At 60.1% G+C, this 24739-nt stretch carries 23 protein-coding genes; 12 read left to right on the forward strand and 11 right to left on the reverse strand.

Features of this window, described 5'->3' with window-relative positions; genetic code table 11:
* Positions 1–107 precede the first annotated feature (107 nt).
* From PG5_RS11695 to PG5_RS11715, 5 genes are all read left to right on the forward strand, one after another.
* Positions 108–1184, forward strand: coding sequence for a putative 2-aminoethylphosphonate ABC transporter ATP-binding protein (locus PG5_RS11695; RefSeq protein WP_020797333.1), 1077 nt, complete (start codon positions 108–110; stop codon positions 1182–1184).
* The gene (locus tag PG5_RS11700; protein ID WP_020797334.1) at positions 1184–2908 is read left to right on the forward strand and encodes a putative 2-aminoethylphosphonate ABC transporter permease subunit; all 1725 of its coding nucleotides are present in this window, start codon (positions 1184–1186) and stop codon (positions 2906–2908) included. The genes PG5_RS11695 and PG5_RS11700 overlap by 1 nt, the downstream gene beginning before the upstream one ends.
* Positions 2909–2941: 33 nt before the next feature.
* Entirely contained in the window at positions 2942–3967 is a 1026-nt protein-coding gene (locus PG5_RS11705) for a putative 2-aminoethylphosphonate ABC transporter substrate-binding protein (RefSeq protein ID WP_020797335.1), read from the forward strand.
* A 162-nt stretch (positions 3968–4129) separates the two neighbouring features.
* Positions 4130–4693, forward strand: coding sequence for a phosphonate degradation HD-domain oxygenase (locus PG5_RS11710; RefSeq protein ID WP_020797336.1), 564 nt, complete (start codon positions 4130–4132; stop codon positions 4691–4693).
* A gap of 108 nt (positions 4694–4801) precedes the next feature.
* The gene (locus PG5_RS11715) at positions 4802–5332 is read left to right on the forward strand and encodes a hypothetical protein (RefSeq protein ID WP_020797337.1); all 531 of its coding nucleotides are present in this window, start codon (positions 4802–4804) and stop codon (positions 5330–5332) included.
* Between the two features lie 9 nt (positions 5333–5341).
* On the opposite strand, the gene PG5_RS11720 is transcribed toward PG5_RS11715, so the two are convergent.
* Positions 5342–6718 carry a GTPase/DUF3482 domain-containing protein gene (locus PG5_RS11720; protein WP_020797338.1) on the reverse strand — a complete coding sequence of 459 codons (1377 nt, stop codon included), beginning with the start codon at positions 6716–6718 and terminating at the stop codon, positions 5342–5344.
* Positions 6711–8081, reverse strand: coding sequence for a DUF2868 domain-containing protein (locus tag PG5_RS11725; RefSeq protein ID WP_020797339.1), 1371 nt, complete (start codon positions 8079–8081; stop codon positions 6711–6713). Before PG5_RS11725 ends, PG5_RS11720 begins: the two co-directional genes overlap by 8 nt.
* 85 nt (positions 8082–8166) lie before the next feature.
* Here PG5_RS11725 and PG5_RS11730 point away from each other — a divergent pair, with 85 nt between their 5' ends.
* A complete protein-coding gene (locus PG5_RS11730) occupies positions 8167–8679 on the forward strand; it encodes a dihydrofolate reductase (RefSeq protein WP_020797340.1) in 513 nt (170 codons plus the stop codon).
* Positions 8680–8801: 122 nt separating this feature from the next.
* Here the strand turns inward: PG5_RS11730 and PG5_RS11735 are convergent, their stop codons facing one another.
* Complete coding sequence (locus PG5_RS11735) at positions 8802–10193, reverse strand: L-cystine transporter (protein WP_020797341.1); 1392 nt, start codon at positions 10191–10193, stop codon at positions 8802–8804.
* Positions 10194–10433: 240 nt separating this feature from the next.
* Between PG5_RS11735 and PG5_RS11740 the strand changes: the two genes are divergently transcribed.
* The 3 genes from PG5_RS11740 to PG5_RS11750 all read left to right on the forward strand — a co-directional run bounded on the left by PG5_RS11740 (position 10434) and on the right by PG5_RS11750 (position 12982).
* The gene (locus tag PG5_RS11740) at positions 10434–11489 is read left to right on the forward strand and encodes a haloacid dehalogenase-like hydrolase (RefSeq protein ID WP_020797342.1); all 1056 of its coding nucleotides are present in this window, start codon (positions 10434–10436) and stop codon (positions 11487–11489) included.
* A gap of 459 nt (positions 11490–11948) precedes the next feature.
* Complete coding sequence (locus PG5_RS11745; protein WP_020797343.1) at positions 11949–12236, forward strand: DUF6124 family protein; 288 nt, start codon at positions 11949–11951, stop codon at positions 12234–12236.
* A gap of 350 nt (positions 12237–12586) precedes the next feature.
* Positions 12587–12982 carry a hypothetical protein gene (locus PG5_RS11750; RefSeq protein WP_033044265.1) on the forward strand — a complete coding sequence of 132 codons (396 nt, stop codon included), beginning with the start codon at positions 12587–12589 and terminating at the stop codon, positions 12980–12982.
* 137 nt (positions 12983–13119) lie between these two features.
* On the opposite strand, the gene ilvD is transcribed toward PG5_RS11750, so the two are convergent.
* From ilvD to PG5_RS11765, 3 genes are all read right to left on the reverse strand, one after another.
* A complete protein-coding gene (gene ilvD, locus PG5_RS11755) occupies positions 13120–14961 on the reverse strand; it encodes a dihydroxy-acid dehydratase (RefSeq protein WP_020797344.1) in 1842 nt (613 codons plus the stop codon).
* Between the two features lie 373 nt (positions 14962–15334).
* Positions 15335–15793: a transposase gene (locus PG5_RS33375; protein ID WP_020797345.1), complete on the reverse strand. Its 459-nt coding sequence runs from the start codon at positions 15791–15793 to the stop codon at positions 15335–15337.
* Positions 15794–15995: 202 nt separating this feature from the next.
* The gene (locus PG5_RS11765; RefSeq protein WP_008065056.1) at positions 15996–17192 is read right to left on the reverse strand and encodes a class I SAM-dependent rRNA methyltransferase; all 1197 of its coding nucleotides are present in this window, start codon (positions 17190–17192) and stop codon (positions 15996–15998) included.
* Between the two features lie 231 nt (positions 17193–17423).
* Here PG5_RS11765 and PG5_RS11770 point away from each other — a divergent pair, with 231 nt between their 5' ends.
* Positions 17424–18239, forward strand: coding sequence for an HDOD domain-containing protein (locus PG5_RS11770; RefSeq protein ID WP_177326139.1), 816 nt, complete (start codon positions 17424–17426; stop codon positions 18237–18239).
* Positions 18240–18281: 42 nt separating this feature from the next.
* Complete coding sequence (gene mutM / locus PG5_RS11775) at positions 18282–19094, forward strand: bifunctional DNA-formamidopyrimidine glycosylase/DNA-(apurinic or apyrimidinic site) lyase (RefSeq protein ID WP_020797347.1); 813 nt, start codon at positions 18282–18284, stop codon at positions 19092–19094.
* 78 nt (positions 19095–19172) lie between these two features.
* Here mutM and PG5_RS11780 read toward each other — a convergent pair whose 3' ends face one another.
* The 5 genes from PG5_RS11780 to PG5_RS11800 all read right to left on the reverse strand — a co-directional run bounded on the left by PG5_RS11780 (position 19173) and on the right by PG5_RS11800 (position 23920).
* Positions 19173–19424, reverse strand: a complete 252-nt coding sequence (locus PG5_RS11780) for a YfhL family 4Fe-4S dicluster ferredoxin (RefSeq protein ID WP_003195146.1) — start codon at positions 19422–19424, stop codon at positions 19173–19175.
* 172 nt (positions 19425–19596) lie between these two features.
* Positions 19597–20076: a pantetheine-phosphate adenylyltransferase gene (gene coaD, locus PG5_RS11785; protein WP_008065062.1), complete on the reverse strand. Its 480-nt coding sequence runs from the start codon at positions 20074–20076 to the stop codon at positions 19597–19599.
* 115 nt (positions 20077–20191) lie between these two features.
* Positions 20192–21787, reverse strand: a complete 1596-nt coding sequence (locus PG5_RS11790; protein WP_020797348.1) for a GMC family oxidoreductase — start codon at positions 21785–21787, stop codon at positions 20192–20194.
* A 128-nt stretch (positions 21788–21915) separates the two neighbouring features.
* Positions 21916–22461, reverse strand: coding sequence for a hypothetical protein (locus PG5_RS11795; RefSeq protein WP_020797349.1), 546 nt, complete (start codon positions 22459–22461; stop codon positions 21916–21918).
* Between the two features lie 28 nt (positions 22462–22489).
* Positions 22490–23920: a coniferyl aldehyde dehydrogenase gene (locus PG5_RS11800; RefSeq protein ID WP_020797350.1), complete on the reverse strand. Its 1431-nt coding sequence runs from the start codon at positions 23918–23920 to the stop codon at positions 22490–22492.
* 146 nt (positions 23921–24066) lie between these two features.
* On the opposite strand from PG5_RS11800, the gene PG5_RS11805 reads away from it, so the two are divergent.
* Positions 24067–24735, forward strand: coding sequence for a TetR/AcrR family transcriptional regulator (locus PG5_RS11805; RefSeq protein WP_020797351.1), 669 nt, complete (start codon positions 24067–24069; stop codon positions 24733–24735).
* Positions 24736–24739: the final 4 nt, after the last annotated feature.

The raw sequence follows: 24739 nt of genomic DNA on the forward strand, positions 1-24739 counted from the left end.
GGCAACCAAAATCCTTGAATACCACTATCGGCGGTTTTTGCCTCACTGCCACATGACGGACGCATTACAACCCTAGGATGGCCCCATCTGCCAGATGAGGTCCGTCCATGAACAACTCGATCGCAACTGCCCTGACCAACCCTGGCGCACCGATGAAGGTGCGCGGTGTACAGAAGCGCTTTGGCGCGTTTACTGCGCTGGATAACGTTTCCCTCGACGTGGCGGCCGGTGAGCTGGTGTGTTTGTTGGGCCCATCGGGCTGCGGCAAGACCACCTTGCTGCGTTGCATCGCCGGGCTGGAAAAGCAGGACAGCGGCGAGCTGTACCTGGGCGATCGCGACGTTTCCCACCTGGCGCCCCAAGCGCGGGACTACGGCATTCTGTTTCAGTCCTACGCACTGTTTCCCAATCTCACCGTCGAAGCGAACATTGCCTACGGTCTGGCCGGCAGTGGCCGCGAACAGGTGCGTCAGCGTGTCGGTCAGATGCTGGAACTGGTCGGCCTGAGCGGCAGTGAGAAAAAGTACCCGGGCCAGTTGTCCGGTGGACAGCAGCAACGCGTAGCGCTGGCTCGCGCCTTGGCCCCGGCACCTTCGTTGTTGCTGCTGGACGAACCGATGTCGGCACTCGATGCCCGCGTCCGTGAGCACCTGTGCACCGAACTGCGTCAGTTGCAGCGCAGCCTCGGCATCACCACCCTGATGGTTACCCACAACCAGGACGAGGCCATGCTGATGGCCGACCGCATTGCCGTGATGAACAACGGCCAAGTCGAGCAGTACGCCACGCCGCAGGAAATCTACAACCGTCCGGCCACGCCGTTCGTGGCGGAGTTCGTCGGCCAGGGCAACTGGCTGCCTTTCAGCCGCAACAGCGACAGCCACGCCCAAGTCGGCGGGATGAACCTGCGCCTGGCCGACGGCAGCGCAAAAAATGCCTCGGGTCGTTTGTTCTGTCGCCCGGAAGCGATCAACGTCAATCCGCCGGTGCATGAAGAAAACCTGTTTCCGGCCAGGGTTCGCGAAATCACCTTCCTGGGTAATCGCTGTCGGATGAGCTTCGAGCTCGACCATTTGCCTGGCCACGCACTGTTGGCCGAGCTGGCACCCGAAGCCATGCCGCGTCTTGGCGCGCAGCAGATCATGGTGGCCTTGCCGCCACAGAGCCTGCAGGTGTTTGCCTGATGAATTCGAACATCGCGCTGTCGCTGACGCACAAGCAGGTGCGGAAGTATTCCCGTGCCGAACTGGGCGACCGCCTGTTCGTGGTCGGCGGCAAAGTCCTTTTGCTGGTGCTGCTTGGCGTCGCGGTACTGATGCCGTTGCTGGCCATCTTCTGGCGCGGCTTCAGTGCCGAAGCCGGGCAGGGCGGAGGCTGGCTGGCTGCTCAAGAATTGATCAGCAGTGCCAATTTCCATTGGTTGCTGGGCAACAGCCTGAAGGTATCTCTCAGCGTCGCCGCCATTGTCGTACCACTGGCCTACCTGTTTGCCTACGCCCTGCAACGCACCCTGATTCCCGGCAAGGGCATCTGGCGGGGGATTTCATTATTGCCGCTGATGGCGCCTTCGATGCTGCCGGGGATTGCCCTGGTTTATCTGTTCGGCAACCAGGGCCTATTACGCGGCTTGCTCTCGGATAACATCTACGGCTTCTGGGGCATCGTTCTGGGTGAGGTCATCTACACCTTCCCACACGCCTTGATGATTTTGCTGTCAGCGCTTTCCCTGGCGGATGCGCGCCTGTTCGATGCCGCCTCGAGTATGGGCGCCAGTCCGGCAAAAGCCTTTCGCAGCATCACCTGGCCGGCGACCCGTCAGGCGGTATTTGCTGCGTTCTGTCTGGTGTTCACTCTGACCATTACTGACTTCGGTGTACCCGTGGTGGTCGGAGGCGACTATCAAGTGCTGGCACTGGAAGCCTACAAGGCGGTGGTCGGCCAGCAACAGTTCGGTCGCGGAGCGTTGATCGGCATGGTGCTGTTGCTGCCGGCGCTGTTCAGTTTCGGGGTCGATGCCTGGTTGCGCCGGCGTCATGGCGATTCCATGAGCGGTCGGGCGCAAGTCTTTAAACCGGCACCGTCGAAGCTGCGCGACGGCTGCTACCTGGTCGTGGTTCTGCTGATCTGCGCCGCGTTGCTAATGGTGTTCGGCATGGCGGTGTTCTCATCGCTGGTGAAATTCTGGCCGTACAACCTGTCGCTGTCGCTCAACCACTACCAGTTCAACGACACCGCGGGTGGCGGCTGGCTGGCCTATGGCAACAGCGTGAAGATGGCGTTATGCACGGCGCTGATTGGCAGCCTGTTGATCTTCACCGGCGCCTACTTGATGGAGAAAACCAAGGGCCAGCGCGGGCTGAACCTGACCCTGCGCATGCTCAGTTTCGTACCGATGGCGGTGCCGGGACTGGTGCTGGGCTTGGGTTACGTCTTCTTCTTCAACCTCACCGGCAACCCGCTGCATGTGCTCTACGGGACCATGACCCTGCTGGTTGTCTGCACCATTGCGCATTATTTGACCACTGCGCAAATGACCGCCACCACCGCGCTGCGCCAACTCGATGCCGAGTTCGAAGCCGCCGCGCTGTCACTCAAGGCGCCGCTTTATCGGCATTACTTGCGGGTCACCGTGCCGATTTGCCTGCCGGCGCTGCTGGATATTGTGCGCTACCTGTTCGTCTCGGCCATGACCACCGTCTCGGCAGCGATCTTCCTCTATAGCCCCGACACCATTCTCGCGGCGGTCGCGGTCCTGAACATGGACGACGCCGGCAATGTCGGTGGTGCGGCGGCGATGTCGACCCTGATTCTGTTCACCTCGGCGGGTGTGTCCTTGCTGCTGGCCTGGGCTTCGCGCGGTTTGCTGCGTCGCTCGCAAGCCTGGCGGCAGACCGCGCCTGGTCACTGATTCACCCTCTCAACTCAACTACAGGAAAAGATCATGTTCAAGCCTATGGCCCTGGCCGCTGCTGTCCTCACCGCTTTCAGCCTGAACGCCTTTGCGGCGAAAACCGAGTTGACGGTGTACACCGCCCTCGAAGCCGAGCAACTCAAGACCTACAAGCAGGCGTTCGAAAAAGCCAACCCGGACGTCGAGATCAAATGGGTGCGCGACTCCACCGGCATCATCACCGCCAAATTGCTCGCCGAAAAAGACCGCCCACAAGCTGACGCCGTATGGGGCTTGGCCGCATCGAGCCTGGCAATCCTCGACCAGCAAGGCATGCTGCAAAGCTACGCGCCCAAAGACCTTGGCAAGATTGGCGGCAACTACCGCGACGCCGCCAACCCGCCAGCCTGGGTCGGCATGGACGTGTGGGCCGCGACCATTTGCTTCAACACCGTCGAAGCCGAAAAGCAGGGCCTGAGCAAGCCCGTGAGCTGGCAAGACCTGACCAAGCCAGAGTACAAAGGCAAGATCGTCATGCCCAACCCGGCGTCTTCCGGCACCGGTTTCCTTGACGTCAGCGCCTGGCTGCAAACCTTCGGCGAGAAGCAGGGCTGGGCCTACATGGACGGCCTGCACCAGAACATCGGCCAGTACGTTCACTCCGGTTCCAAGCCCTGCAAACTGGCGGCGGCGGGGGAGTTCCCGATCGGTATTTCCTTTGAATACCCGGCTGTCCAGCTCAAGCGCCAGGGCGCGCCGCTGGACATCATCCTGCCGAAGGAAGGCCTGGGCTGGGAGATCGAAGCCACGGCCGTGATCAAGGGTACCCAACATGAAGACGCCGCGAAGAAACTCGCGGACTTCTCGGCCAGCCCCGAGGCGATGGAGCTTTATAAAGAAAACTTCGCCGTACTCGCACAGCCGGGAATCGCCAAGCCGCAGACCGAGTTGCCAGCTGACTATGAACAGCGCTTGATCAAGAACGACTTTGCCTGGGCTTCGAAGAATCGCGACGAGATTTTGACCGAATGGCGCAAGCGTTATGACGGCAAGTCCGAGAAGGTGGCGGCCAAGTAAATCTCCGCCGCCTGAAAGGGCATCTTCGCGAGCAGGCTCGCTCCCACAGGGATCGTTGGTGTGCACACAATTTGTCCATCACCTTGTCCACTGTGGGAGCGGGCTTGCCCGCGAAGGCGGTCTACAATTCAGCACTCATCCCACTTCATCGCGAGACTTCTGATGAGCCCCAACGAACAAGCAGTCGCCAAGGTTTTCGCCCTCTACGAACGCTTCGGCGATGCCGACTACATCGGCGAGCCGGTGTCGCAGATCGAGCACATGTCCCAGGCCGCGCAGTGCGCGATGGCCGAGGGCTTCGATGACGAAGTGGTGCTTGCCGCTTTTTTCCATGACATCGGACACATCTGCGCCGAAGGCGCCGAGAATATGGGCGGCTTTGGCGTGGTCAGCCATGAACGGCTGGGCGCCAATTACTTGCGCAGCGTCGGCTTCAGCGAGCGCATGGCGCGGCTGGTGGAGTACCACGTGCAAGCCAAGCGGTATCTGACGCTGAAAGAGCCGGGGTACTACGAGCGCTTGAGCGAAGCCAGTCGCCGGACCTTGGAGTATCAGGGTGGGGTGATGTCGGCTGCCGAGGCAGAGGCGTTCGAACAAGACCCGCTGTGCACGGTGAGTTTGCGCATGCGGCAGTGGGATGAGATGGCCAAGGAGATGAACGTACCGCTTCTGGATCTCGATATTTTGAAGCGCAAGGCTCTGGGCCTTTTGCCCAAGGTGGCTTGAAACGACAAGTGCTGCTGAAAAAACCTACACGAGGTAGAGATTATTCGCGCAGAGGGTTTCAGCGGTACGGGATAGCTTGATCACCCTATTTTGATCTGAGCTATCCCCATGCGTTATTTGAAAATCACTGCCCAGGACCGCAGCGCAAACGGCAGGGCTGACACCGTGCTCCTGCATTTCTTCGAAGAGACTAACGGTGCCGAAGATCGGCTCGTTCACAAGGCATATGCACTGGATATCACTGCCGATGGCAAAGTTGATTTTCAGGTTGGCGATGTGAATAACGACGGTAAGGAAAACACTAAGGACGAACGGTTACTCAAATCGTTTGCAGACGCGTTCCTGCGGCTCAATTGGTTCAATCGTGGAACTACCTGGGAGCGTTATCTCAAGATATTTACAGAGGACTTTGCCAGGGACGGCTCGCCAGACACCGTACGCCTGCACTTTCATGAGGGTGTCGGCAAACCTTCAGATCAAAGCATCGCTTACACCGCCTCGGCCTACGACACCAATAACGACGGCAAGCTGGACTGGCTGGTCAATTACGACATGAATAACGACGGCAATCAGGATGCGGTGGACCAACAGCTTGTCATGGTGTTGAGCACCACCTATGTGAAGTTCAACTGGCGCTGATCAACCGCATCAAAGCTGCTGCGCCAACTCCTCAATCTGCTCCTGACGCTCCGCCTGATTCAACTTTGGATGCGCATTGAGCGACGACCACTGCGGGTGCGCCCGTGCCTTGTTCAGCGCTTCCGGCAGTGTGCCCTCGCGCCAGGTCTTGTCCTGGGGCGTGGCGACCTGGATGCTGTCCATCGCCGCATGCCCACGGGCATCCAGCGCTTGCAGCAGTTGCCGTTGGCGCAGCGCCAACAGCCGCAGCACGTTGTCATCGACCGTCAGCTCACGCTGGCCCTTGATCTTGCCCAGCAACCGACTGCCATAACTGCGCACGGTTTGCAGGGCGCCGCCGGCAATCGCACCGGCCAGAGCCGCCGCGCCGAGGGTAATACCGCCGACCAGCAAGTCGACTCCGGCGCCGGCTGCTGCACCGGCCGCGATCCCGCCGCCGACCCGCACGCCCAGTTGCTTGAGGGTTTCCGGGTTGAACAAGTCGTCGCCCCAGCGCCCATCAAGCAGCGGCAAGTCGCTGGCCGCCGCGTCCTGTGGGCGGAAGGCATAGAGCTTGAGCAGGGCTTCGACGCAGCGTTGTTCGCGCTGGCGAACGGCTTTGCGCAATTCGTTGATGGCTTGCTGTTCCTGTTCGGCCTCGCTGACCACGCTGCGCCGGCAGGCGGCGCAATCGATCAACAATTCGGCAATCAAGCGCGCCGCACTTTGCTGGCGCGCCAAGCGTTGTGCCTGTTGATCGGCAATCAACCGCTCAAGCTGTGGACGGGCATGTTCCAACAGCAGCGCGAGGCTTTCATAGAGCCGGCGTTCGCCATCCTCCGGCGGTGCGACGCTGTCGAAGCGCACCAGCGCATGCAAACCCAAACGCGCCAGCGCTTCACGCCACGCCGGCTCGCGGTGGTTGGTGCTGCTGACAAAATTCAGCACCGGCAGCAGCGGTTTGCCACAACTGGCCAGCACTTCCAGCTCATCGCGATATTTGGCAAGGACCGGTTCCCGGGCGTCGATCACATAGAGCCCGGCGTCCGACGCCAGCAACTGGCGCAACACCTTGGCTTCCTGTTCGAAGCGCTGCCGGGCTTCGCTGCCCTCAAGAAAACGTGCCAGCCGTGCCGGGCCGTCCAGCCGCTCGCCGGGGCGCTCCAGGCGTTCGAGGTAATCGAGCAGGGCGATGGCGTCTTCCAGTCCGGGCGTGTCATAGAGATCAAGCAAAGGTTCGCCATCTACCGACAACCTCGCACCTTCGACATGCCGCGTGGTGCTGGGACGGTGGGACACTTCGCCGAAACCGACATCGCGAGTCAGGGTGCGCAACAATGAGGTTTTACCGACGTTGGTGTGGCCGACGACCGCGAGTTTCAGAGGCTGCTTCCTGGTGTCAGTCATGGCCCGTCTCCAGCCAGTTCATCGGTGCGCAATCGGCGAACGGCAGCTCAAGCTGTTGCAGCGCCACGTGCCAATCGCCGAGGCGTTCGGCATCCAGCGCTTTACCCGGCGGCGCTTGCAGCAACCAGATGCGGGTCGCGCTGGCGCTGCGGGCCAGTTCGGCAATCAGTGCCAGGCTGCCGCGATCCGGCGAGCGCCGTGGATCGCAAGCGATCGCCAGGCGAGCAGGCGGAAAGCGGCTCAGTTGTTCGAGGAGTTTGTGCCGCGATTCGCGGCTGTCGAGGATGCCGGCATTGCTGACGCTCTTGGGCAGTTGTGGCGGCCACGGGCGGTCGTCGTCCAGTTCGATCGCGACCAATAGCGCGCCATCGCTTTGTTGTTCGCTGACGCCGCTTTCCACTCGATGAAGTTGAGCCGGTGCGGCATCGCTGACACCCAGGCGTTCACTGGTAGGCATCAGGCGTTCGCGCAGTTGCGCATAACCGGGCAGGTTCAAATCCAGGCGTAAGGCAGACTTGCCGGTTTTCCAGCGCCACAGGCAAAACACTGCAAGCAGCAGGCGCGGCACGACGCCGTAGACCAGCAGCACGCCCACCAGCCAAGCCGCCCAGGCCTGACGGGCGCTTTCGATATTCAGTGCGGCGTCGCCACTGGCGCGGATCATCTGTTCAGTCGGCACACTGAAACCAAGCAAGGCTGGGAGCGCACCCAGGGCCTGGGTCATGGCAATGAATGTGTCGGCACTGAGGATGGTGGTTTCCCAAACGAAGCCGTAGCGCCGGGTTGCCATCAACGTCAGCAGAATCACCAAAGCACTGAGCATCGCCAACAACCACAGGCCATTGACCACAACACCGATGGCCCAGCGATTGAGTTTCTGGCGTTGCAGCAACAGCAGCAGGGCCGGCGCCAGTTGTGCGGCCTTGGCGTCCCGGGCGAGTTTTTCGCTTAGCCACAACCACAAGCGGCCGAGGCTGGCGCCGTGTTCGCCAGCAAACACCAGGCCCAAGGCCCAGCTCAACAGCAGGATCAGGTTAATCCCGAGCAGACTGCCCAGCGCCCAGAACACATTCACCGGGTGCAGGCCGTCGCCCATCGCGGCAAAGGCCAAGCCGGTGCCGCTGACCACGGCCAGCACCGCCAATACGATCAGCGCCAGTCGAGCGCCCTGCAGCCAGTGTTTGAGTGCCTCGCTCAAGCCATCGCGTTCCGCCAGCCACAGGGCGCGGCGTTGTATGCGTGCCGGCAGATCGCCGCCGGCGCTGCGGGCCAGCCGATTGGCTTCCAGATCTTCCAGGGGGCCGGCGTGTTCTTCGCGCAGGCGGATGGTTTCTGTCAGCCAGAGATTATTCAGTTCAGTCACGCGGCATCCCGTCGCTTAATTGAACTGTGAGCATAACCGCTGTGGCGCTTATCCGGGTAAGCGCGGCTCTGGTATCCTCGCCGGCATGACTAAATCACTCCCCCTCAGCCTGATCGCAGCCCTCGGTGAAAACCGCGTGATCGGCATCGACAACAGCATGCCCTGGCACCTGCCGGGGGACTTCAAATACTTCAAGGCCACCACCCTGGGCAAGCCGATCATCATGGGGCGCAAGACCTGGGACTCCCTCGGTCGCCCATTGCCAGGTCGCTTGAACATCGTGGTCAGTCGTCAGGCGGGTCTGGTACTCGAAGGCGCGGAGGTCTACCCCTCACTGGAGACGGCCGTGGTTCGCGCTGAAGAGTGGGCCAAAGAGCAGGGCGTCGATGAGCTGATGCTGATCGGCGGGGCGCAGCTGTATGCGCAGGGGTTGGCGCAGGCAGATCGGTTGTACTTGACCCGTGTGGCACTGAGCCCGGAAGGGGATGCGTGGTTTCCGGAGTTTGATTCGGGGCAGTGGAAGCTGGTGTCCAACATCGAAAACCCGGCTGTGGATGACAAGCCGGCATACAACTTCGAAGTTTGGGAAAAAGCCTAAGAGCATCGCGAGCAAGCCCGCTCCCACATTTGATCTCGGGTGTTCACAAATGCTGTGCACACCGCAGGAATAATGTGGGAGCGGGCTTGCTCGCGAAGAGGCCCACTCAGCCGCTGAAAGACTTAAGCGTGAGCCAACTCAGAATGCTCATCCGCATCCAACAATTCTTTATCCGTCTGCTGCATCACCTGGCTGGTAATCGCCCCGGCCGTGATCGAACCGCTGACGTTCAACGCCGTGCGCCCCATATCAATCAACGGCTCGACCGAAATCAGCAGCGCCACCAGTGACACCGGCAAGCCCATCGCCGGCAGCACGATCAACGCGGCAAACGTCGCGCCCCCGCCAACCCCAGCCACACCCGCCGAACTCAACGTAACAATCGCCACCAGCGTCGCGATCCACAGCGGGTCTAGCGGGTTGATGCCAACGGTCGGCGCTACCATCACCGCCAACATCGCCGGATACAGGCCGGCGCAGCCGTTCTGGCCAATGGTCGCGCCGAACGAGGCGGCGAAGCTGGCGATGGATTGCGGGATGCCCAGGCGGCTGGTTTGCGCTTCGATGCTCAACGGGATCGTTGCAGCGCTCGAACGGCTGGTGAAAGCAAACGTCAGCACCGGCCAGATCTTGCGGAAGAATCTCAACGGGTTGATCCCGGCGGCCGACACCAGCACGCCATGCACCACAAACATCAAGCCCAGGCCGATATAGGACACCACCACGAAACTGCCGAGCTTGATGATGTCTTGCAGGTTGGAGCCAGCGACCACTTTGGTCATCAGCGCCAACACACCGTATGGGGTCAGCTTCATCACCAGGCGCACCAGACGCATCACCCAGGCTTGCAGGGTGTCGATGGCGTTGATCACTTTCCGACCTTTTTCCACGTCATCCTTCAACAGTTGCAGCGCTGCAACCCCGAGGAATGCGGCAAAGATCACCACGCTGATGATCGACGTCGGCTTGGCCCGCGCCAGGTCGGCGAACGGGTTTTGCGGAATGAACGACAGCAGCAACTGCGGCACATTGAGGTCGGCGACCTTGCCGGCATAGTCGCTCTGGATGGTCTGCAGGCGCGCCATTTCCTGGGTGCCGGCCACCAGGCCCTCGGCGGTCAGGCCGAACAGGTTGGTCAGGCCGATACCGATCAACGCCGCGATGGCGGTGGTGAACAGCAGCGTGCCAATGGTCAGGAAGCTGATTTTGCCCAACGACGAGGCATTGTGCAGACGGGCCACGGCGCTGAGGATCGAAGCAAACACCAGCGGGATCACGATCATTTGCAGCAGTTGCACGTAGCCGTTGCCCACCAGATCGAACCAGCCGATCGAGGCTTTCAACACCGGGTTGCCGGCACCGTAGACAGTGTGCAACGCCACACCGAACACCACGCCAAGCACCAGTGCAAGCAGGACTTTTTTCGCCAGGCTAAATGTTGTGTGGCGGGTTTGTGCCAGGCCCAGCAGCAGGGCGAGGAACACCAGCAGATTGAGAATCAGCGGCAGATTCATTGGAACTCCCATTAGACAGGTGCGAACTGCCTTCCGGGGCAGTTGCGAACCGGCAAGCCTAACAGCTTGAAATCTAATGATTTAATATCAAAAACGTCTTGAAAGTGTCGTTTTTGGAATAAGCGCATGTCGCTTTTGAGAATGTGACTGGCGCGAAAGGTACGTTGACGGTCGCTGACGGATGAGGACTGTCACAGGTATTTGTTAGCGTCGATGTCTTTCAATCAGGGAGATATGAGGATGAAGTTCGCACCGAAATTACTGGCTGCAGCTCTTTGCCTTGGCCTCGTCGGCCAGGTGTTCGCCACGGATCTGAAACACTGGCCCGCCGATCAGGCCAAGGCACTGGATGCGATGATCGCGGCCAATGCCAACAAAGGTAACTACGCGGTGTTCGACATGGACAACACCAGTTACCGCTACGACCTCGAAGAGTCGTTGCTGCCGTTCATGGAAAACAAAGGCCTGATCACCCGCGACAAACTCGACCCCTCCCTGAAACTGATGCCGTTCAAGGACACCGCCGACCACAAGGAAAGCCTGTTCAGTTACTACTACCGCCTCTGTGAACTCGACGACATGGTCTGCTATCCATGGGTCGCCCAAGTGTTTTCAGGCTTCACGCTCCAGGAACTCAAGGGCTACGTCGATGAGTTGATGGCCTCTGGCAAACCGGTGCCCGCCACCTATTACGAAGGCGACGTGGTCAAGAAACTCGACGTCAACCCACCGAAAATCTTCACCGGCCAGCAAGAGCTCTACAACAAGCTGATGGAGAACGGTATCGAGGTCTATGTGATGACCGCCGCCTCGGAAGAGCTGGTGCGCATGGTCGCGGCCGATCCGAAGTACGGCTACAACGTCAAACCGCAGAACGTGATCGGCGTGTCGATGCTGCTCAAGGACCAGAAGACCGGCGAACTGACCACTGCGCGCAAGCAGATCACCGCTGGCAAATATGACGAGAAGGCCAACCTCGGCCTGGAACTGACGCCATACCTGTGGACCCCGGCGACCTGGATGGCCGGCAAGCACGCAGCGATCCTGACCTACATCGATGAGTGGAAAAAACCGGTACTGGTCGGTGGCGATACCCCGACCAGCGACGGCTACATGCTGTTCCACGGCGTTGACGTGGCCAAAGGCGGCATCCACCTGTGGGTCAACCGCAAGGACAAGTACATGACCCAGATCCAGGGCATGATGGCCAAGAACGCCGCGGCCCAGGCCAAGGAAGGGCTGCCGGTGACGGCGGACAAAAATTGGGTGGTCGTCACACCTGCAGAAATCCAGTAAGACCGAGTCGCTGCCTTCGCGAGCAAGCCCGCTCCCACATTGAATCTGTGAACGACGCAGATCCCCTGTGGGAGCGGGCTTGCTCGCGAAGAGGCCAGCGCAAACAATGAAAGCCTCTGTTCGATCAACTTCTTCCTACAGTCGCAACCTGCACGTTCTTGCGTAACGGACTACGACTACTTCAGAATCCGCCGACTTGTGCGCCTTACTCCTGGACTCTACCGTCTACCTGTCGCTGAACATCAGTGATCGGGTTTGGTAGCCCGGCTGTGTAGGGTGCAAAGCATCATGATTTGCAGACGTTCTCACGTCTCCGCTTTTTATGGTGGTCATGCACAGGGCGCTTTCGGGCGCGCCGGTTTCCTTACACCCCGGTCTACCAACCTGCGCATGGCCGCCACCCTTCGTTTGGTAGCGAGGGTGATGGCTCCTTGTCTTATGGTGTAAGGAGTTTCATCAATGCTCAAAATTACCCCAGATCCACCGGACACCGACAACCTGTCGGCCCGCATCAACGCCACCCCACGTAAACCCAGCCGAACATTCATGATCGCCCCCGGCCTCGACACCGAAACCCTGTTGGCCCACGCCTGCGAATCCCTCGCCTCGGCCAACGTCATGGCCAGCGATTTCGCCGGCCTGCTGGAAGGCTCTCAACGCAGCACGATGCTGGGAATTACCCAGCTCATCATGTTGGGCGAACTGGCAGTAAACCAGGCGCTGGATAACCTCGACCCACAGCAATAACGCGGGCAAAAAAATGCCCCGCACTGTGGCGAGGGGATTTATCCCCGTTGGGCCGCGAAGCGGCCCTTAGCGTCCGTTCAAACAGATCGAGTCGTTCGCATTTACGACTGCTTCGCAGCCGAACGGGGATAAATCCCCTCGCCACAGATTTCTAGCTCGCCGAAAATAGTCCTAAGTGAATGGCATTACGCACCTGGCGGGGCATTCCCTCGCATTATCTCCAGCATACCGACGACCACATCCTGCCCCATTTCAGAAATGCCCTACATCAATCAAAGAAGCGTCTGATTCTTCCTCCACTTCGACTCTTCTAGCTTTCGTCCTTTCGATCTGACAAGGACACATTTCGCATGAAGCGCTACCACATCACAGTCGGGGCCACCATTCTCCGGACAACTATTTATATCGTTGGAGGTGCTCTGCCTGCCTTTGGATTGGCCCTGCTCAGCCTGATTTTAATGGGGTCCGGTCAAGTTTTTTACGTATTGCTCAGCACGTTAGCATGGCTAGGAACTTGCGGACTTGTTTTGGCTGCTTTAAACAGACCCACTACTACCGAGTCACGACGTAGGCTGGCTATAACGGTAATGTTGATTTTGGGATTGTTAGCTATGTCTCCTCTGCTGCTGGAATTTTTCAAATACTTCAACGACGAACTATGGATCAACTGGGTAATTCTGGGTCCCACACTAGTGGCGCTTCACTACATGTGGCAAATAGCGCGGATTCGCTGCTTCTGTAAATGACGATTTTTTTGTTTTCGGTTAAACGTGGGTATTGCATTGGCAGATTAGAGATTATCAGGACGGACGTAATCGATTTAAATTCGAGCAAAAAAAATACCCCGCACATGGCGGGGTATTTTTCGTTCAACGCTTAAGCCTTACAGCCCATCAAGCATCGCCTTGTTACGCACAGCACCCTTGTCGGCACTGGTCGCCAGCAGGGCATAAGCCTTCAACGCCGTGGTCACTTTACGTGGACGCACTTCAACCGGTTTCCAGCCTTTCTTGTCCTGCTCGACGCGGCGCGCGGCCAGTTCTTCATCGCTGACCAACAGGTTGATCGAGCGGTTTGGAATGTCGATCAGCACTTTGTCGCCGTCCTGCACCAGGCCGATCGCGCCGCCGGCAGCCGCTTCAGGCGATGCGTGGCCGATGGACAGGCCCGAGGTGCCGCCGGAGAAACGGCCGTCGGTGAGCAGGGCGCAGGCTTTGCCCAGGCCTTTGGATTTCAGGTACGACGTCGGGTAGAGCATTTCCTGCATGCCCGGGCCGCCTTTCGGGCCTTCGTAGCGAATGATGACGATGTCGCCTTCCTTCACTTCGTCAGCGAGGATGCCGCGTACGGCACTGTCCTGGCTTTCGAAGATCTTCGCGTTGCCTTCGAACACGTGGATCGACTCGTCGACGCCAGCGGTTTTCACCACGCAGCCGTCCAGGGCGATGTTGCCGTACAGCACGGCCAGGCCGCCTTCTTGCGAGTAGGCGTGCTCGACGCTGCGGATGCAGCCGTTTTCACGGTCGTCGTCCAGGGTGTCCCAACGGGTCGATTGGCTGAACGCGGTTTGCGTCGGGATGCCCGCAGGACCCGCCTTGAAGAAGTGATGCACGGCTTCGTCGTTGGTCTGGGTGATGTCCCACTTGGCGATGGCTTCTTCCATGCTGCGGCTGTGCACGGTCGGCAGCTGGGTGTGCAGCAGGCCGCCACGGGCCAGCGAGCCGAGGATGCTGAAGATCCCGCCCGCACGGTGCACGTCTTCCATGTGGTACTTCTGGATGTTCGGCGCGACCTTGCACAGTTGCGGCACGTGACGGGACAGGCGGTCGATGTCGCGCAGGTCGAAATCGATCTCGGCTTCCTGGGCGGCGGCCAGCAAGTGCAGGATGGTGTTGGTGGAACCGCCCATGGCGATGTCCAGCGTCATGGCGTTTTCGAACGCCTGGAAGTTGGCGATGTTGCGCGGCAACACCGACTCATCGTTCTCGCCGTAGTAACGCTTGCACAGCTCGACGATGGTGCGGCCGGCCTGCAGGAACAGCTGCTCGCGGTCGCTGTGGGTGGCCAGGGTCGAACCGTTGCCCGGCAATGCCAGGCCCAGGGCCTCGACCAGGCAGTTCATCGAGTTGGCGGTGAACATGCCGGAGCACGAACCGCAGGTAGGGCAGGCGCTACGCTCGTACTCGGCAACCTTCTCGTCAGAAGCGCTGGAGTCGGCGGCGATCACCATGGCGTCGACCAGGTCGAGACCGTGGCTGGCCAGTTTGGTCTTGCCGGCTTCCATCGGGCCGCCGGACACGAAGATCACCGGGATGTTCAGGCGCAGGGAGGCCATCAACATGCCAGGGGTGATCTTGTCGCAGTTCGAGATGCAGACGATGGCGTCAGCGCAGTGGGCGTTGACCATGTACTCGACGGAGTCGGCGATGATCTCGCGGCTCGGCAACGAATACAGCATGCCGTCGTGGCCCATGGCGATGCCGTCGTCGACGGCGATGGTGTTGAATTCTTTTGCCACGCCGCCAGCGCGTTCGATTTCGCGGGCGACCAGTTGCCCCAGATCTTTCAGGTGCACGTGGCCCGGCACGAACTGGGTAAATGAGTTGGCAATGGCGATGATCGGCTTTTTGAAGTCGTCATCTTTCATCCCCGTTGCGCGCCACAGTGCGCGGGCGCCGGCCATGTTGCGGCCGTGGGTGGATGTTTTCGAGCGGTAATCAGGCATGAAGCACTCCGGGCGGCTAATCAGGTATCAAAAGGGAAGTGAGCTTCTATTGACGTCTGGAACACTCAGAAATGGCCGGGTGTCCGGAAGTTGCCGATAACTTTGCGGGATCGCCGCGCGCTTCAGCTTGAGCTCATAAACCCGCCGGGGATGACTGGCGATGAATGTCGCGATTCTACACGGCTGGCGGCTGGAGGGAATGCCTGCACGCGTGCAGGCAGCATCCACAAGACGCACGGACAGCCCCTTGTAGGAGCGAGCATGCTCGCGAAAAACCTGAGAGCGCAGCCGGGTGTCAGGTTTCCAGCGTTATCGTTGACGATCATCGCGAGCAATCGAGCGTCGACCGGCTGCTCCTACAGGGAGGCGTGTTTCATAGCCAGATGGCGTCCCATAGCGGGTAGTCGCCTATATGAGTTACAAGACCAACTCGCAAAGGGTTGGCGATGATGTATCGGGCTGCTGCTTTCAGATCTTCCTCGCGACGCAGGGCTCGGCCGAAATAGCCCTTCTGCCATACAGGGGCACAATGGCCTCGCTTTTGACTAAGGAGTCGTGTGCAGCGGGATTTGGTGGTTTGCATCAGTTTAGGTAAATCACCGTTATGCAATTCAACCAGCCAGTGGAAGTGATCCGGCATGACTACCCAGGCGATAAACGTGATATAGCCGGCTTCCTGGGCACTTCTAAATTCGTGCACCAACAAGCGGCCAGTGCGCCAATCCTGGAACACAGGCTGTCGTTCATGGGTGACGGCGCTCAGGTGATAGATGCGGCCGGATTGTGGGTGACGGCCTTTGCGTAATCGATGGGCTTTGGTCGTATCGGACATTCCGTTGTCCTCTTCGATGATGTGAAGAGAAAGCGGTAGGCGAGGGGTGAGCGGTTGTCGTTTCGACAGTGGATCAGGATGTGTCCTGCACCTGTAGGAGCGAGCCTGCTCGCGATGAGCTCGAGAACGCCGCGGGGCGCCAGGCTTCCCGCGTTATCGTTGACGACCATCGCGAGCGTGCTCGCTCCTACAGGAGATGGCGTTAGCTGTTTGGCAGCAACCGGCAGGTGATGCTCTTGATGTAGCGGGTTTCCGGGATGGCCGGGTGCACCGGATGATCCGGGCCTTGGCCGCCACGCTCCAGCATCTGGATATTACGATCCAGGTGGCGGGCGCTGGTCAGCAGGATGTTCTGCAGGTCGTCTTCCGGCAGGTGCATCGAGCAGGAGGCGCTGAACAGGATGCCGTCCTTGGTGAGCAGGCGCATGGCTTGTTCGTTCAGGCGGCGGTAGGCGCCTTCGCCGTTCTTCATGTCTTTCTTGCGTTTGATGAAGGCAGGCGGGTCGGCCACGATCACATCGAAGCGCTCTTCGCTGGCCTTGAGCTCTTTCAGGGCTTCGAACACGTCGCCTTCGATGCAGGTCATTTTCTCGGCGAAGCCATTCAGCGCGGCGTTGCGCTCGACACCGTCGAGGGCGAAGGCCGAGGCGTCGACGCAGAACACTTCACTGGCGCCGAATGCAGCCGCTTGAACGCCCCAGCCGCCAATGTAGCTGTACAGGTCGAGCACGCGCTTGCCCTTGGCGTATGGCGCCAGGCGTGCGCGGTTCATGCGGTGGTCGTAGAACCAACCGGTTTTCTGGCCCTGGATAACCGGCGCTTCGAATTTCACCCCGTTCTCTTCCAGCGCAACCCATTCCGGCACCAGGCCGAACACGGTTTCGACATAGCGGTTGAGGCCTTCGGCATCACGGGCGGCGGAGTCGTTCTTGAACAGGATGCCGCTTGGCTTGAGCACTTGGGTCAGCGCTGCGATCACGTCGTCTTTATGGGCTTCCATGGTCGCCGAGGCGATCTGCACCACCAGGATGTCGCCGAAACGGTCGACCACCAGGCCTGGCAGCAGGTCGGAATCACCGTAGACCAGGCGATAGAACGGCTTGTCGAACAGGCGATCGCGCAGCGACAGGGCCACATTCAGGCGATGCACCAGCAGTGACTTGTCGAGTGGCAACTTGATGTCGCGCGACAGCAGGCGCGCACAGATCAGGTTGTTCGGGCTCATGGCGACGATGCCCAGTGGCTTGCCGCCAGCGGCTTCGAGGATCGCCTGGTCGCCGGCCTTGAAACCGTGCAAAGGTGTAGCGGCTACATCGATTTCGTTGCTGTAGACCCACAAGTGGCCGTTGCGCAGGCGACGGTCGGCGTTGGCTTTGAGGCGCAGGCTAGGCAGGGACATGACGTCGCTCCGGAAAAAAGAGCGGGAGTATACCGTGTTGCGCAAGCCCACGGCGCGGTGGGTGGACATGCGGTGAGTCAGGCCTGGACCAGATGAAACTGCAATCGGCGCACTGGCCCAGGTGTCGGATCCAATCCAGAAAAGTTAGAATCCGCGCCTGACCCAGAGTGTGTACCTATGTCCCAAGAGCTTACCGCCGAACAAATCCAGCAATCCTTGCAAGGCATCAGTGTGCCGGCCCAACCGCAGATCATGGTGGATCTGCAGATGGAGCAGTACATGCCCGACCCGGATCTGGATGTGATCGCGAAGCTGATTTCCCAGGACCCGGGCCTCTCTGGCTCCCTGCTGAAAATCGTCAACTCGCCGTATTACGGCCTGAGCAACAAGATTGCCTCGATCCAGCGCGCGGTGAATCTGCTGGGCAGTCGCTCGATCATCAACTTGATCAATGCTCAGTCGATCAAGGGCGAGATGAACGATGACACCATCGTTACCTTGAACCGGTTCTGGGATACTGCCCAGGACGTGGCGATGACCTGCCTGACCCTGGCCAAGCGCATTGGCGCCCAGGCCGGCGATGAAGCCTATGCCCTGGGACTGTTCCACGACTGCGGCGTGCCGTTGATGCTGCAGCGGTTCCCAAACTATATGAGCGTGCTGGAACAGGCCTATGCCAACGCCGGCCCCGAATGCCGGGTGGTGGACACCGAGAACCAGGCGTTCAACACCAACCATGCAGTGGTCGGGTACTACACGGCCAAATCCTGGCGCCTGCCTGATCACGTGTCTGCCGCGATCGCCAATCATCACAATGCCCTGGCGATATTCAGCGACGAGTCGTCGCGCAACAGCGCCCTGAAAAACCTGTTGGCGATCCTGAAAATGGCCGAGCACATTTGTGCGTCCTACCGGGTGCTGGGCAGCCAGCCCGAAGACCACGAGTGGAACAGCATCGGGCATTTGGTGCTCGATTACGTGGGCCTATCGGATTACGATTTCGAAACCCTCAAGCAAACGATTCGCGACCTCGGCACTCACCGCTGAACGGCGAACCTCTTCTCACCGAGCGCCTGATCCGAGAGCACCATGCCTGAACTCCCAGAAGTCGAAACCACCCGCCGCGGGATTGCGCCGCACCTGGAAGGCCAGCGTGTCAGTCGGGTGATCGTGCGCGATCGCCGTCTGCGCTGGCCAATCCCCGAAGACCTCGATGTGCGCTTGTCCGGCCAGCGCATCGTACTGGTGGAGCGGCGCGCCAAATACCTTTTGATCAATGCCGAGGTCGGTACCTTGATCAGCCATTTGGGGATGTCGGGGAATTTGCGCCTGGTCGAAGCCGGCCTGCCGGCGGCCAAGCATGAGCATGTGGATATCGAGCTGGAATCGGGCCTGGCCTTGCGCTACACCGACCCGCGACGGTTCGGTGCGATGCTGTGGAGCCTCGATCCGCTCAATCATGAGCTGCTGATTCGCCTGGGGCCGGAGCCATTGACCGACCTGTTCGATGGCGAGCGGCTGTTCCAGCAGTCCCGCGGGCGATCGATGGCGGTCAAGCCGTTCATCATGGACAACGCGGTGGTGGTCGGCGTTGGCAATATCTATGCGACCGAAGCGCTGTTCGCCGCCGGTATCGACCCGCGTCGCGAAGCCAAGAGTATTTCCCGGGCGCGGTACTTGAAACTGGCGATCGAGATCAAGCGCATCCTGGCGGCTGCCATCGAGCGCGGGGGCACCACATTGCGCGACTTTATCGGCGGGGACGGGCAGCCGGGCTACTTCCAGCAGGAGTTGTTCGTGTACGGTCGCGGCGGTGAGCACTGCAAAGTCTGTGGCACGGGCCTGCGGGAAGTGAAGCTCGGGCAGCGCGCCAGTGTGTTCTGCCCGCGGTGTCAGACCTGAAAAGCAAAAGATCGCAGCCTTCGGCAGCTCCTACAGGGGAATGCGATCTCTGTAGGAGCTGCCGAAGGCTGCGATCTTTCAAGCCTTCCCGGTAATCTTGCGGTACTTCTCCATCAACTGCTCTTCAGTCTCTGGATGGGCTTCGTCCAGAGGAATGCAATCCACCGGGCAGACCTGCTGGCACTGCGGTTCGTCGTAGTGGCCGACACACTGAGTGCACAGGTTCGGGTCGATCACATAGATTTCTTCGCCTTGGGAAATGGCGGCGTTGGGGCACTCGGGTTCGCAGACGTCGCAGTTGATGCAATCGTCGGTGATGATCAGGGACATGCTAACTCCAGCCGGGGCGGCAGGCCCGGGCGCAATAAATCAATGCGCTAATTGTGCCGCATTGGCGTCTGCGGTGCACGCAACTACGACGTACTGCAGGAGCCGGCTTGCTGGCGAAGGCGGTGCATCAGGTGCACCGCGTTGTCAGCAAGCCGGCTCCTACGGATCAGGATTATTTCTTGAAGCGCTGTGTGAGGGCGTCCGCCACTATCGGGTGTACGAACTTGGTGATATCACCGCCCAAGGCTGCGATTTCACGAACCAGCGTCGAGGAAATGAACGAATAACGCTCGGATGGGGTAAGGAACAGGCTTTCCACATCCGGGGCCAACTGGCGGTTCATGTTGGCCAGCTGGAATTCGTATTCGAAGTCCGACACTGCGCGCAAGCCACGCAGGAACACATTGGCGTTCGTCTCTTTGGCAAAATGCGCCAGTAGCGTCGAGAAACCGACCACTTCAACGTTCGGCAGATGTTTGGTGACTTCGCGGGCCAGCTCCACACGCTGTTCCAGGGGAAACAGCGGGTTTTTCTTCGGGCTGGCGGCGACAGCAATGATCACGTGATCGAACAGGCGCGAGGCGCGTTCGACCAGATCGCCATGGCCCTTGGTAATAGGGTCGAAGGTACCTGGGTACAACACTCGGTTCATCGCGTCGTCCTGGCGGGAGTGCGTTGGGGATTCGGATGGTATCGCAGCCTAACCGGTCGGCCAAGTCGCCTGTTGGGTAAGAAAGCACTATAGACGATGGAAATAATCGTCTTTTTCACGGGTTTTTTAAACGTTCAGCCAAGGAAGTCGCCAGTTGCGCCGTCAGCCCATAGACCGACAACTGCGGGTTTGCGCCAATGCTGGTGGGGAAGAGCGAACCATCATGGATCGACAAATTACCCAGTTGATGATGCCGGCCAAGGCTATCGGTGACCGCATTTTTCGGGTCTTCGCCCATGCTGCATCCGCCCATCACATGGGCGCTGCCCAAGCGCGTGCGATACAACGCCAGATTGAGCCCGTCGATCAGCGTGCGCGCTTCGCCCAAGGTTTTAACGTAGCGAGCATCGGCGTGCATGGGCATCACGGCCTTGGCGCCCCCGGCGAACTGGATCTCGGCCATGCTGTGGAAGGCCCGGCGCAAGCCGTCCCAGACGTAGGGTGAAACCTGGTAGTCGAGCACTGGTGTAGCGTCACCGCGCAGTTGTACGCTGCCACCGGGACTGTCCGGGTGGAATCCGTCGCGCAGCAACGCCAGCATGGCGTGAGTGTGCGGCAGGTCAGCCATGTGCCGGGCATTTTCCTGGCCGAAGCCACCCAGCAGGGTGGCGGCCAGCGCCGGGTGCAGCGGCGGAACCTCCAGTTTGTAGCCAATCTTGCCGGTGGTGCCATCCTGCCATTGGAAATGGTCGGAATAGATCGACTGTGGCGCGCCATAGAACGGGTTGATGACTTCGTCGAACAAGCCGGCGGACATGTTCACCAGATGCAGAAAGGTGCGTGTGCCCAGCCGCTTGTGCGGGTCGGGCGCGTCGGAGCGCAGCAGCAGCGCCGGGCTGTTGATTCCGCCGCCGGCCAATACGTAATGCTTGGCCTTGACCCTGATACTGCGTCCGGTGGGCTCGACACAGCGCTCGTCCATCGCTACGCAGTGCAGTCCGGTGACGGTCTCGCCACTGATGATGAGTTTTTCCGCGCGGGCCAGATAAAGCAGCTCGCCGCCGTTTTCCAGGGTGGCCGGAATGGTCGTGACCATCATCGATTGCTTGGCGTTGGTCGGGCAGCCCATGCCGCAGTAGCCGAGGTTCCAGCAGCCGCGCACATTGCGCGGGATCACATGCCAGTTGTAACCGAGCTTTTCGCAGCCCTTGCGGATCACTTCGTTGTTCGCGTTGGGCGGGACCATCCACGGGGCGACGCCCAGGCGCTGTTCCATTTTTTCGAACCAGGGCGCCATTTCAGCAGGGGAGTGGCCCTTCACGTTGTGTTCCTTGGCCCAGTGTTCCAGGGTTGGCTCTGGCGTGCGGAAGCTGGAGGTCCAGTTGATCAGCGTGGTGCCGCCCACCGCCCGGCCCTGGAGGATGGTGATTGCGCCATCCTTGCTCATGCGACCGATGCCTTCCTGGTAGAGGCTGGCGTAGGCCTGGTCTTCGAGCAACTTGAAGTCGCTGCTGGTCTTGAGTGGGCCTTCCTCGATCAGCAGCACTTTGTAGCCGGCCGCACTGAGGATTTCGGCCGTGGTCCCTCCACCGGCACCGCTGCCGATGATCGCCACATCCGCTTCGAGGGTCAGGTCCTGGGTCAGTTGCGAGCCATCATGGGTTTTCCAGCCACGGGCCATGCCTTCGCGGAACGGGTCGGGTACGGGCATCTTCGGGTTCTCTTTTTATTGTTGGATGAAGTGGTGAAGCAGCTGGCGCCTTCGCGAGCAGGCTCGCTCCCACATGGGTACGCGATCTCTGTGGGAGCGAGCCTGCTCGCGAAAGCGTCGACGCGGTCTCAAACCGCTGGTGGCCCCGGATACCCGCAATGCGCCCATGACTCCTTGCGCCCATACCAGGCCATCATCACCAGTTGCAGCAATGAACTGTGACCCATGCGCAGCAGGCTCAACGAGCTGTTTTCCCAGCGATCGAGGAAGCGCCGGATATCCTCGGCACTGGCGTTTTCCCAGCTACCCCAGATCCCGGTCAGCGGCCCGCGGGTCACGGCCATGCCCAGCACATCGAACAATTGTCGAGTGAGCTTGAGCATTTCCGGAGACAGGTGGTCGAGGTTGTAATCGAGGCTTTTCAGGGTGCCCTCGACAGCCTCCGGCATGTTCGCGGCCGTGACTGCACCGTCGAGCATCACCGGGACAAGGGCACGCAAAAACAGCAGGTCGCTACTGCGCAGTGCTGTGAAGCCACTGGCAGGCGCGCTCGATGAGCAGCCGCTGAGGCTGGCCCCCAACCCGGCAGTGGCAAGAAAGGCGCTGGCGCCGAGGCTGAATTTGAGCAGGCCACGCCGTGACAGCGCGGGTGTTTCGGACAGGCTTGGGTGCATTATTGTTATTACCCGGCGGTAGCTATCGTTAGCGAATAAACAGCTTCTGGATCAGTTTCTGAATGGCTTTGCCATAGGGCGGATAGATCAGCTTCGCCGCGTTGAAGCGCTGCTTGACCAGCACACCCTTGGCCTTGCTGAAGGTCAGGAAGCCTTCGTGCCCGTGGTAATGGCCCATGCCCGAAGGACCGATACCGCCGAACGGCATATCATCCTGGGCCACGTGCAGCAGGGTGTCGTTGAGGCAGACGCCTCCGGAGTGGGTCTCGTTCAGCACACGGTTTTGCTCGCGCTTGTCGTAGCCAAAGTAGTACAGCGCCAGTGGGCGAGGCCGCTGGTTGATATAGGCGAAGGCCTGGTCCAGATGCTTGTAGGGAACGATCGGCAACAGCGGGCCGAAGATTTCGTCCTGCATCACCGTCATCTCGTCGTTGACGTTAAGCAGCAGGCTATGCGCCATGCGACGGCCTTGGCCTTGCTCGAACACTGGAATCAGCAGGGCACCCTTGCTGGTGGCATCGCTGACATAGCCCTTGAGTCGCGCCAGTTGTCGGTCATTGATGATCGCGGTGTAGTCCGGGTTGTCGGCGAGGGTCGGATAAAAACCGCGAACCGCCTGTCGATAGGCCTCCACGAACGCGCCGACACGATCTTCCGGCACCAGCACGTAATCCGGGGCCACGCAGGTCTGGCCGGCATTGAGGGTCTTGCCGAAAGCGATGCGTTCAGCGGCATCCTTGAGCGGTACGTCATGGGAAACAATGGCCGGGGACTTGCCGCCCAGTTCCAGGGTGACCGGCGTCAGGTTTTCCGCCGCCGCGCGCATCACGTGTTTGCCAATGCTGGTGGCGCCGGTGAACAGCAGGTGATCGAAGGGCAGGCGTGAAAACGCCACGCCGATATCGGCTTCGCCCAGCACCACGCAAACCAGGTCTTCGGGGAAGATTCGAGCGAACAACGCCTTGATCAGCAAACCGGTGGCCGGGGTCGATTCGCTGAGTTTGAGCATCACCCGGTTACCTGCCGATAACGCGCCGACCAAAGGCCCGATGGCCAGGTACAACGGATAGTTCCACGGCACGATGACCCCGACCACGCCCAGTGGCTGGTAGACCACCTTCGCCGACGCCGGCTGAAACGCGATACCGACTTTGCGCCGCGACGCGCGCATCCAGCCCTTGAGGTGGCGGCGGGCGTGGTGAATGCCGTGCAGGCTGGGCATCAGTTCGGCGAGCAAGGTTTCATCGGCACTGCGGTTGCTGAAATCCTGGCTGATCGCATCGATCAAGGCCTGGCGTTCGTTGTCCAGCAAATCACGTAGCGCCTTGAGCCATTGCTGGCGCTGGGCCGCGGGCGGCATCGGGTTGGCAGCATAGGCCGCGCGCTGTGCGTCGAACAGGGTCTGAAGCTCTTGCAGGGGCTGCTGGAGATTTTGCAGGTAGGAAATGTCAGCAGTCATGGTCGGCTCCGGATTTGTTGTAGTGAGAGCATTTCTAGAGTCTATACTCTAAAAAGTCAAATACCATCCTCGGCACCGCTTTGTTTTATCGCTCGCGGATAGGCCGTAAGATGCCCCTCATCGCACTCTGAATTTAAGCTCAAGCCATGGCCCCAAGGATAAAAACCAGCGAGCGCATCGTGCAGAACAGCCTGGAGCTGTTCAACCAGCAGGGCGAGCGCAGCATCAGCACCAACCACATCGCCGCCCACATGGAGATTTCTCCGGGCAACCTGTACTACCACTTTCCTAACAAGCAGGCGATCATCGCCGTGCTGTTCGGTGAGTATGAGAGTCTGGTAGACAGCTTCCTGCGTCCGCCACAGGGGCGCGCCGCCACGGTGGAAGACAAGCGTTTCTACCTCAAGGAGCTGTTGTCAGCCATGTGGCGCTACCGGTTCCTGCACCGGGACCTGGAGCACTTGCTCGACAGTGACCCGGAACTGGCGGCCCGCTACCGGCGCTTTTCCCAGCGCTGCGTGATTCAGGGCGCCGCCATCTACGAAGGTTTTGTTGCCGCCGGCATCCTGAAGATGGATCGGGTGCAGATCGAGTCCCTGACGATCAATGCCTGGATCATCCTCACCTCCTGGGTGCGTTTTTTGTGCACCACGCGGGAAAACTCCAGCCACCTCAGCGAACAAGCCATCAAGCGCGGCGTGTACCAGGTCTTGGTGCTGGAGGCGGGTTTCGTCACGGATCAGGCTCGCGACGCGGTCGATGCGCTGTTTGAAGAGTTCTACGTGCCGTTGGCCCAGGCATTGGAAGAAGTATGAAATA

Source organism: Pseudomonas sp. G5(2012), from assembly GCF_000408945.1.
Lineage (GTDB): Bacteria > Pseudomonadota > Gammaproteobacteria > Pseudomonadales > Pseudomonadaceae > Aquipseudomonas > Aquipseudomonas umsongensis.

Bases quoted from the DNA above. Each gene is read 5' to 3' on its own strand.
- PG5_RS11715 (WP_020797337.1), top strand. From the start codon at position 4,802: ATGCGTTATTTGAAAATCACTGCCCAGGACCGCAGCGCAAACGGCAGG.
- PG5_RS11745 (WP_020797343.1), top strand. From the start codon at position 11,949: ATGCTCAAAATTACCCCAGATCCACCGGACACCGACAACCTGTCGGCC.
- PG5_RS11740 (WP_020797342.1), top strand. From the start codon at position 10,434: ATGAAGTTCGCACCGAAATTACTGGCTGCAGCTCTTTGCCTTGGCCTC.
- PG5_RS33375 (WP_020797345.1), bottom strand. From the start codon at position 15,793: ATGTCCGATACGACCAAAGCCCATCGATTACGCAAAGGCCGTCACCCA.
- PG5_RS11710 (WP_020797336.1), top strand. From the start codon at position 4,130: ATGAGCCCCAACGAACAAGCAGTCGCCAAGGTTTTCGCCCTCTACGAA.
- PG5_RS11735 (WP_020797341.1), bottom strand. From the start codon at position 10,193: ATGAATCTGCCGCTGATTCTCAATCTGCTGGTGTTCCTCGCCCTGCTG.
- PG5_RS11700 (WP_020797334.1), top strand. From the start codon at position 1,184: ATGAATTCGAACATCGCGCTGTCGCTGACGCACAAGCAGGTGCGGAAG.
- PG5_RS11780 (WP_003195146.1), bottom strand. From the start codon at position 19,424: ATGTCCCTGATCATCACCGACGATTGCATCAACTGCGACGTCTGCGAA.
- coaD (WP_008065062.1), bottom strand. From the start codon at position 20,076: ATGAACCGAGTGTTGTACCCAGGTACCTTCGACCCTATTACCAAGGGC.
- PG5_RS11750 (WP_033044265.1), top strand. From the start codon at position 12,587: ATGAAGCGCTACCACATCACAGTCGGGGCCACCATTCTCCGGACAACT.
- mutM (WP_020797347.1), top strand. From the start codon at position 18,282: ATGCCTGAACTCCCAGAAGTCGAAACCACCCGCCGCGGGATTGCGCCG.
- PG5_RS11720 (WP_020797338.1), bottom strand. From the start codon at position 6,718: ATGACTGACACCAGGAAGCAGCCTCTGAAACTCGCGGTCGTCGGCCAC.
- PG5_RS11805 (WP_020797351.1), top strand. From the start codon at position 24,067: ATGGCCCCAAGGATAAAAACCAGCGAGCGCATCGTGCAGAACAGCCTG.
- PG5_RS11730 (WP_020797340.1), top strand. From the start codon at position 8,167: ATGACTAAATCACTCCCCCTCAGCCTGATCGCAGCCCTCGGTGAAAAC.
- PG5_RS11705 (WP_020797335.1), top strand. From the start codon at position 2,942: ATGTTCAAGCCTATGGCCCTGGCCGCTGCTGTCCTCACCGCTTTCAGC.
- PG5_RS11795 (WP_020797349.1), bottom strand. From the start codon at position 22,461: ATGCACCCAAGCCTGTCCGAAACACCCGCGCTGTCACGGCGTGGCCTG.
- PG5_RS11800 (WP_020797350.1), bottom strand. From the start codon at position 23,920: ATGACTGCTGACATTTCCTACCTGCAAAATCTCCAGCAGCCCCTGCAA.
- PG5_RS11790 (WP_020797348.1), bottom strand. From the start codon at position 21,787: ATGCCCGTACCCGACCCGTTCCGCGAAGGCATGGCCCGTGGCTGGAAA.
- PG5_RS11765 (WP_008065056.1), bottom strand. From the start codon at position 17,192: ATGTCCCTGCCTAGCCTGCGCCTCAAAGCCAACGCCGACCGTCGCCTG.
- PG5_RS11695 (WP_020797333.1), top strand. From the start codon at position 108: ATGAACAACTCGATCGCAACTGCCCTGACCAACCCTGGCGCACCGATG.
- ilvD (WP_020797344.1), bottom strand. From the start codon at position 14,961: ATGCCTGATTACCGCTCGAAAACATCCACCCACGGCCGCAACATGGCC.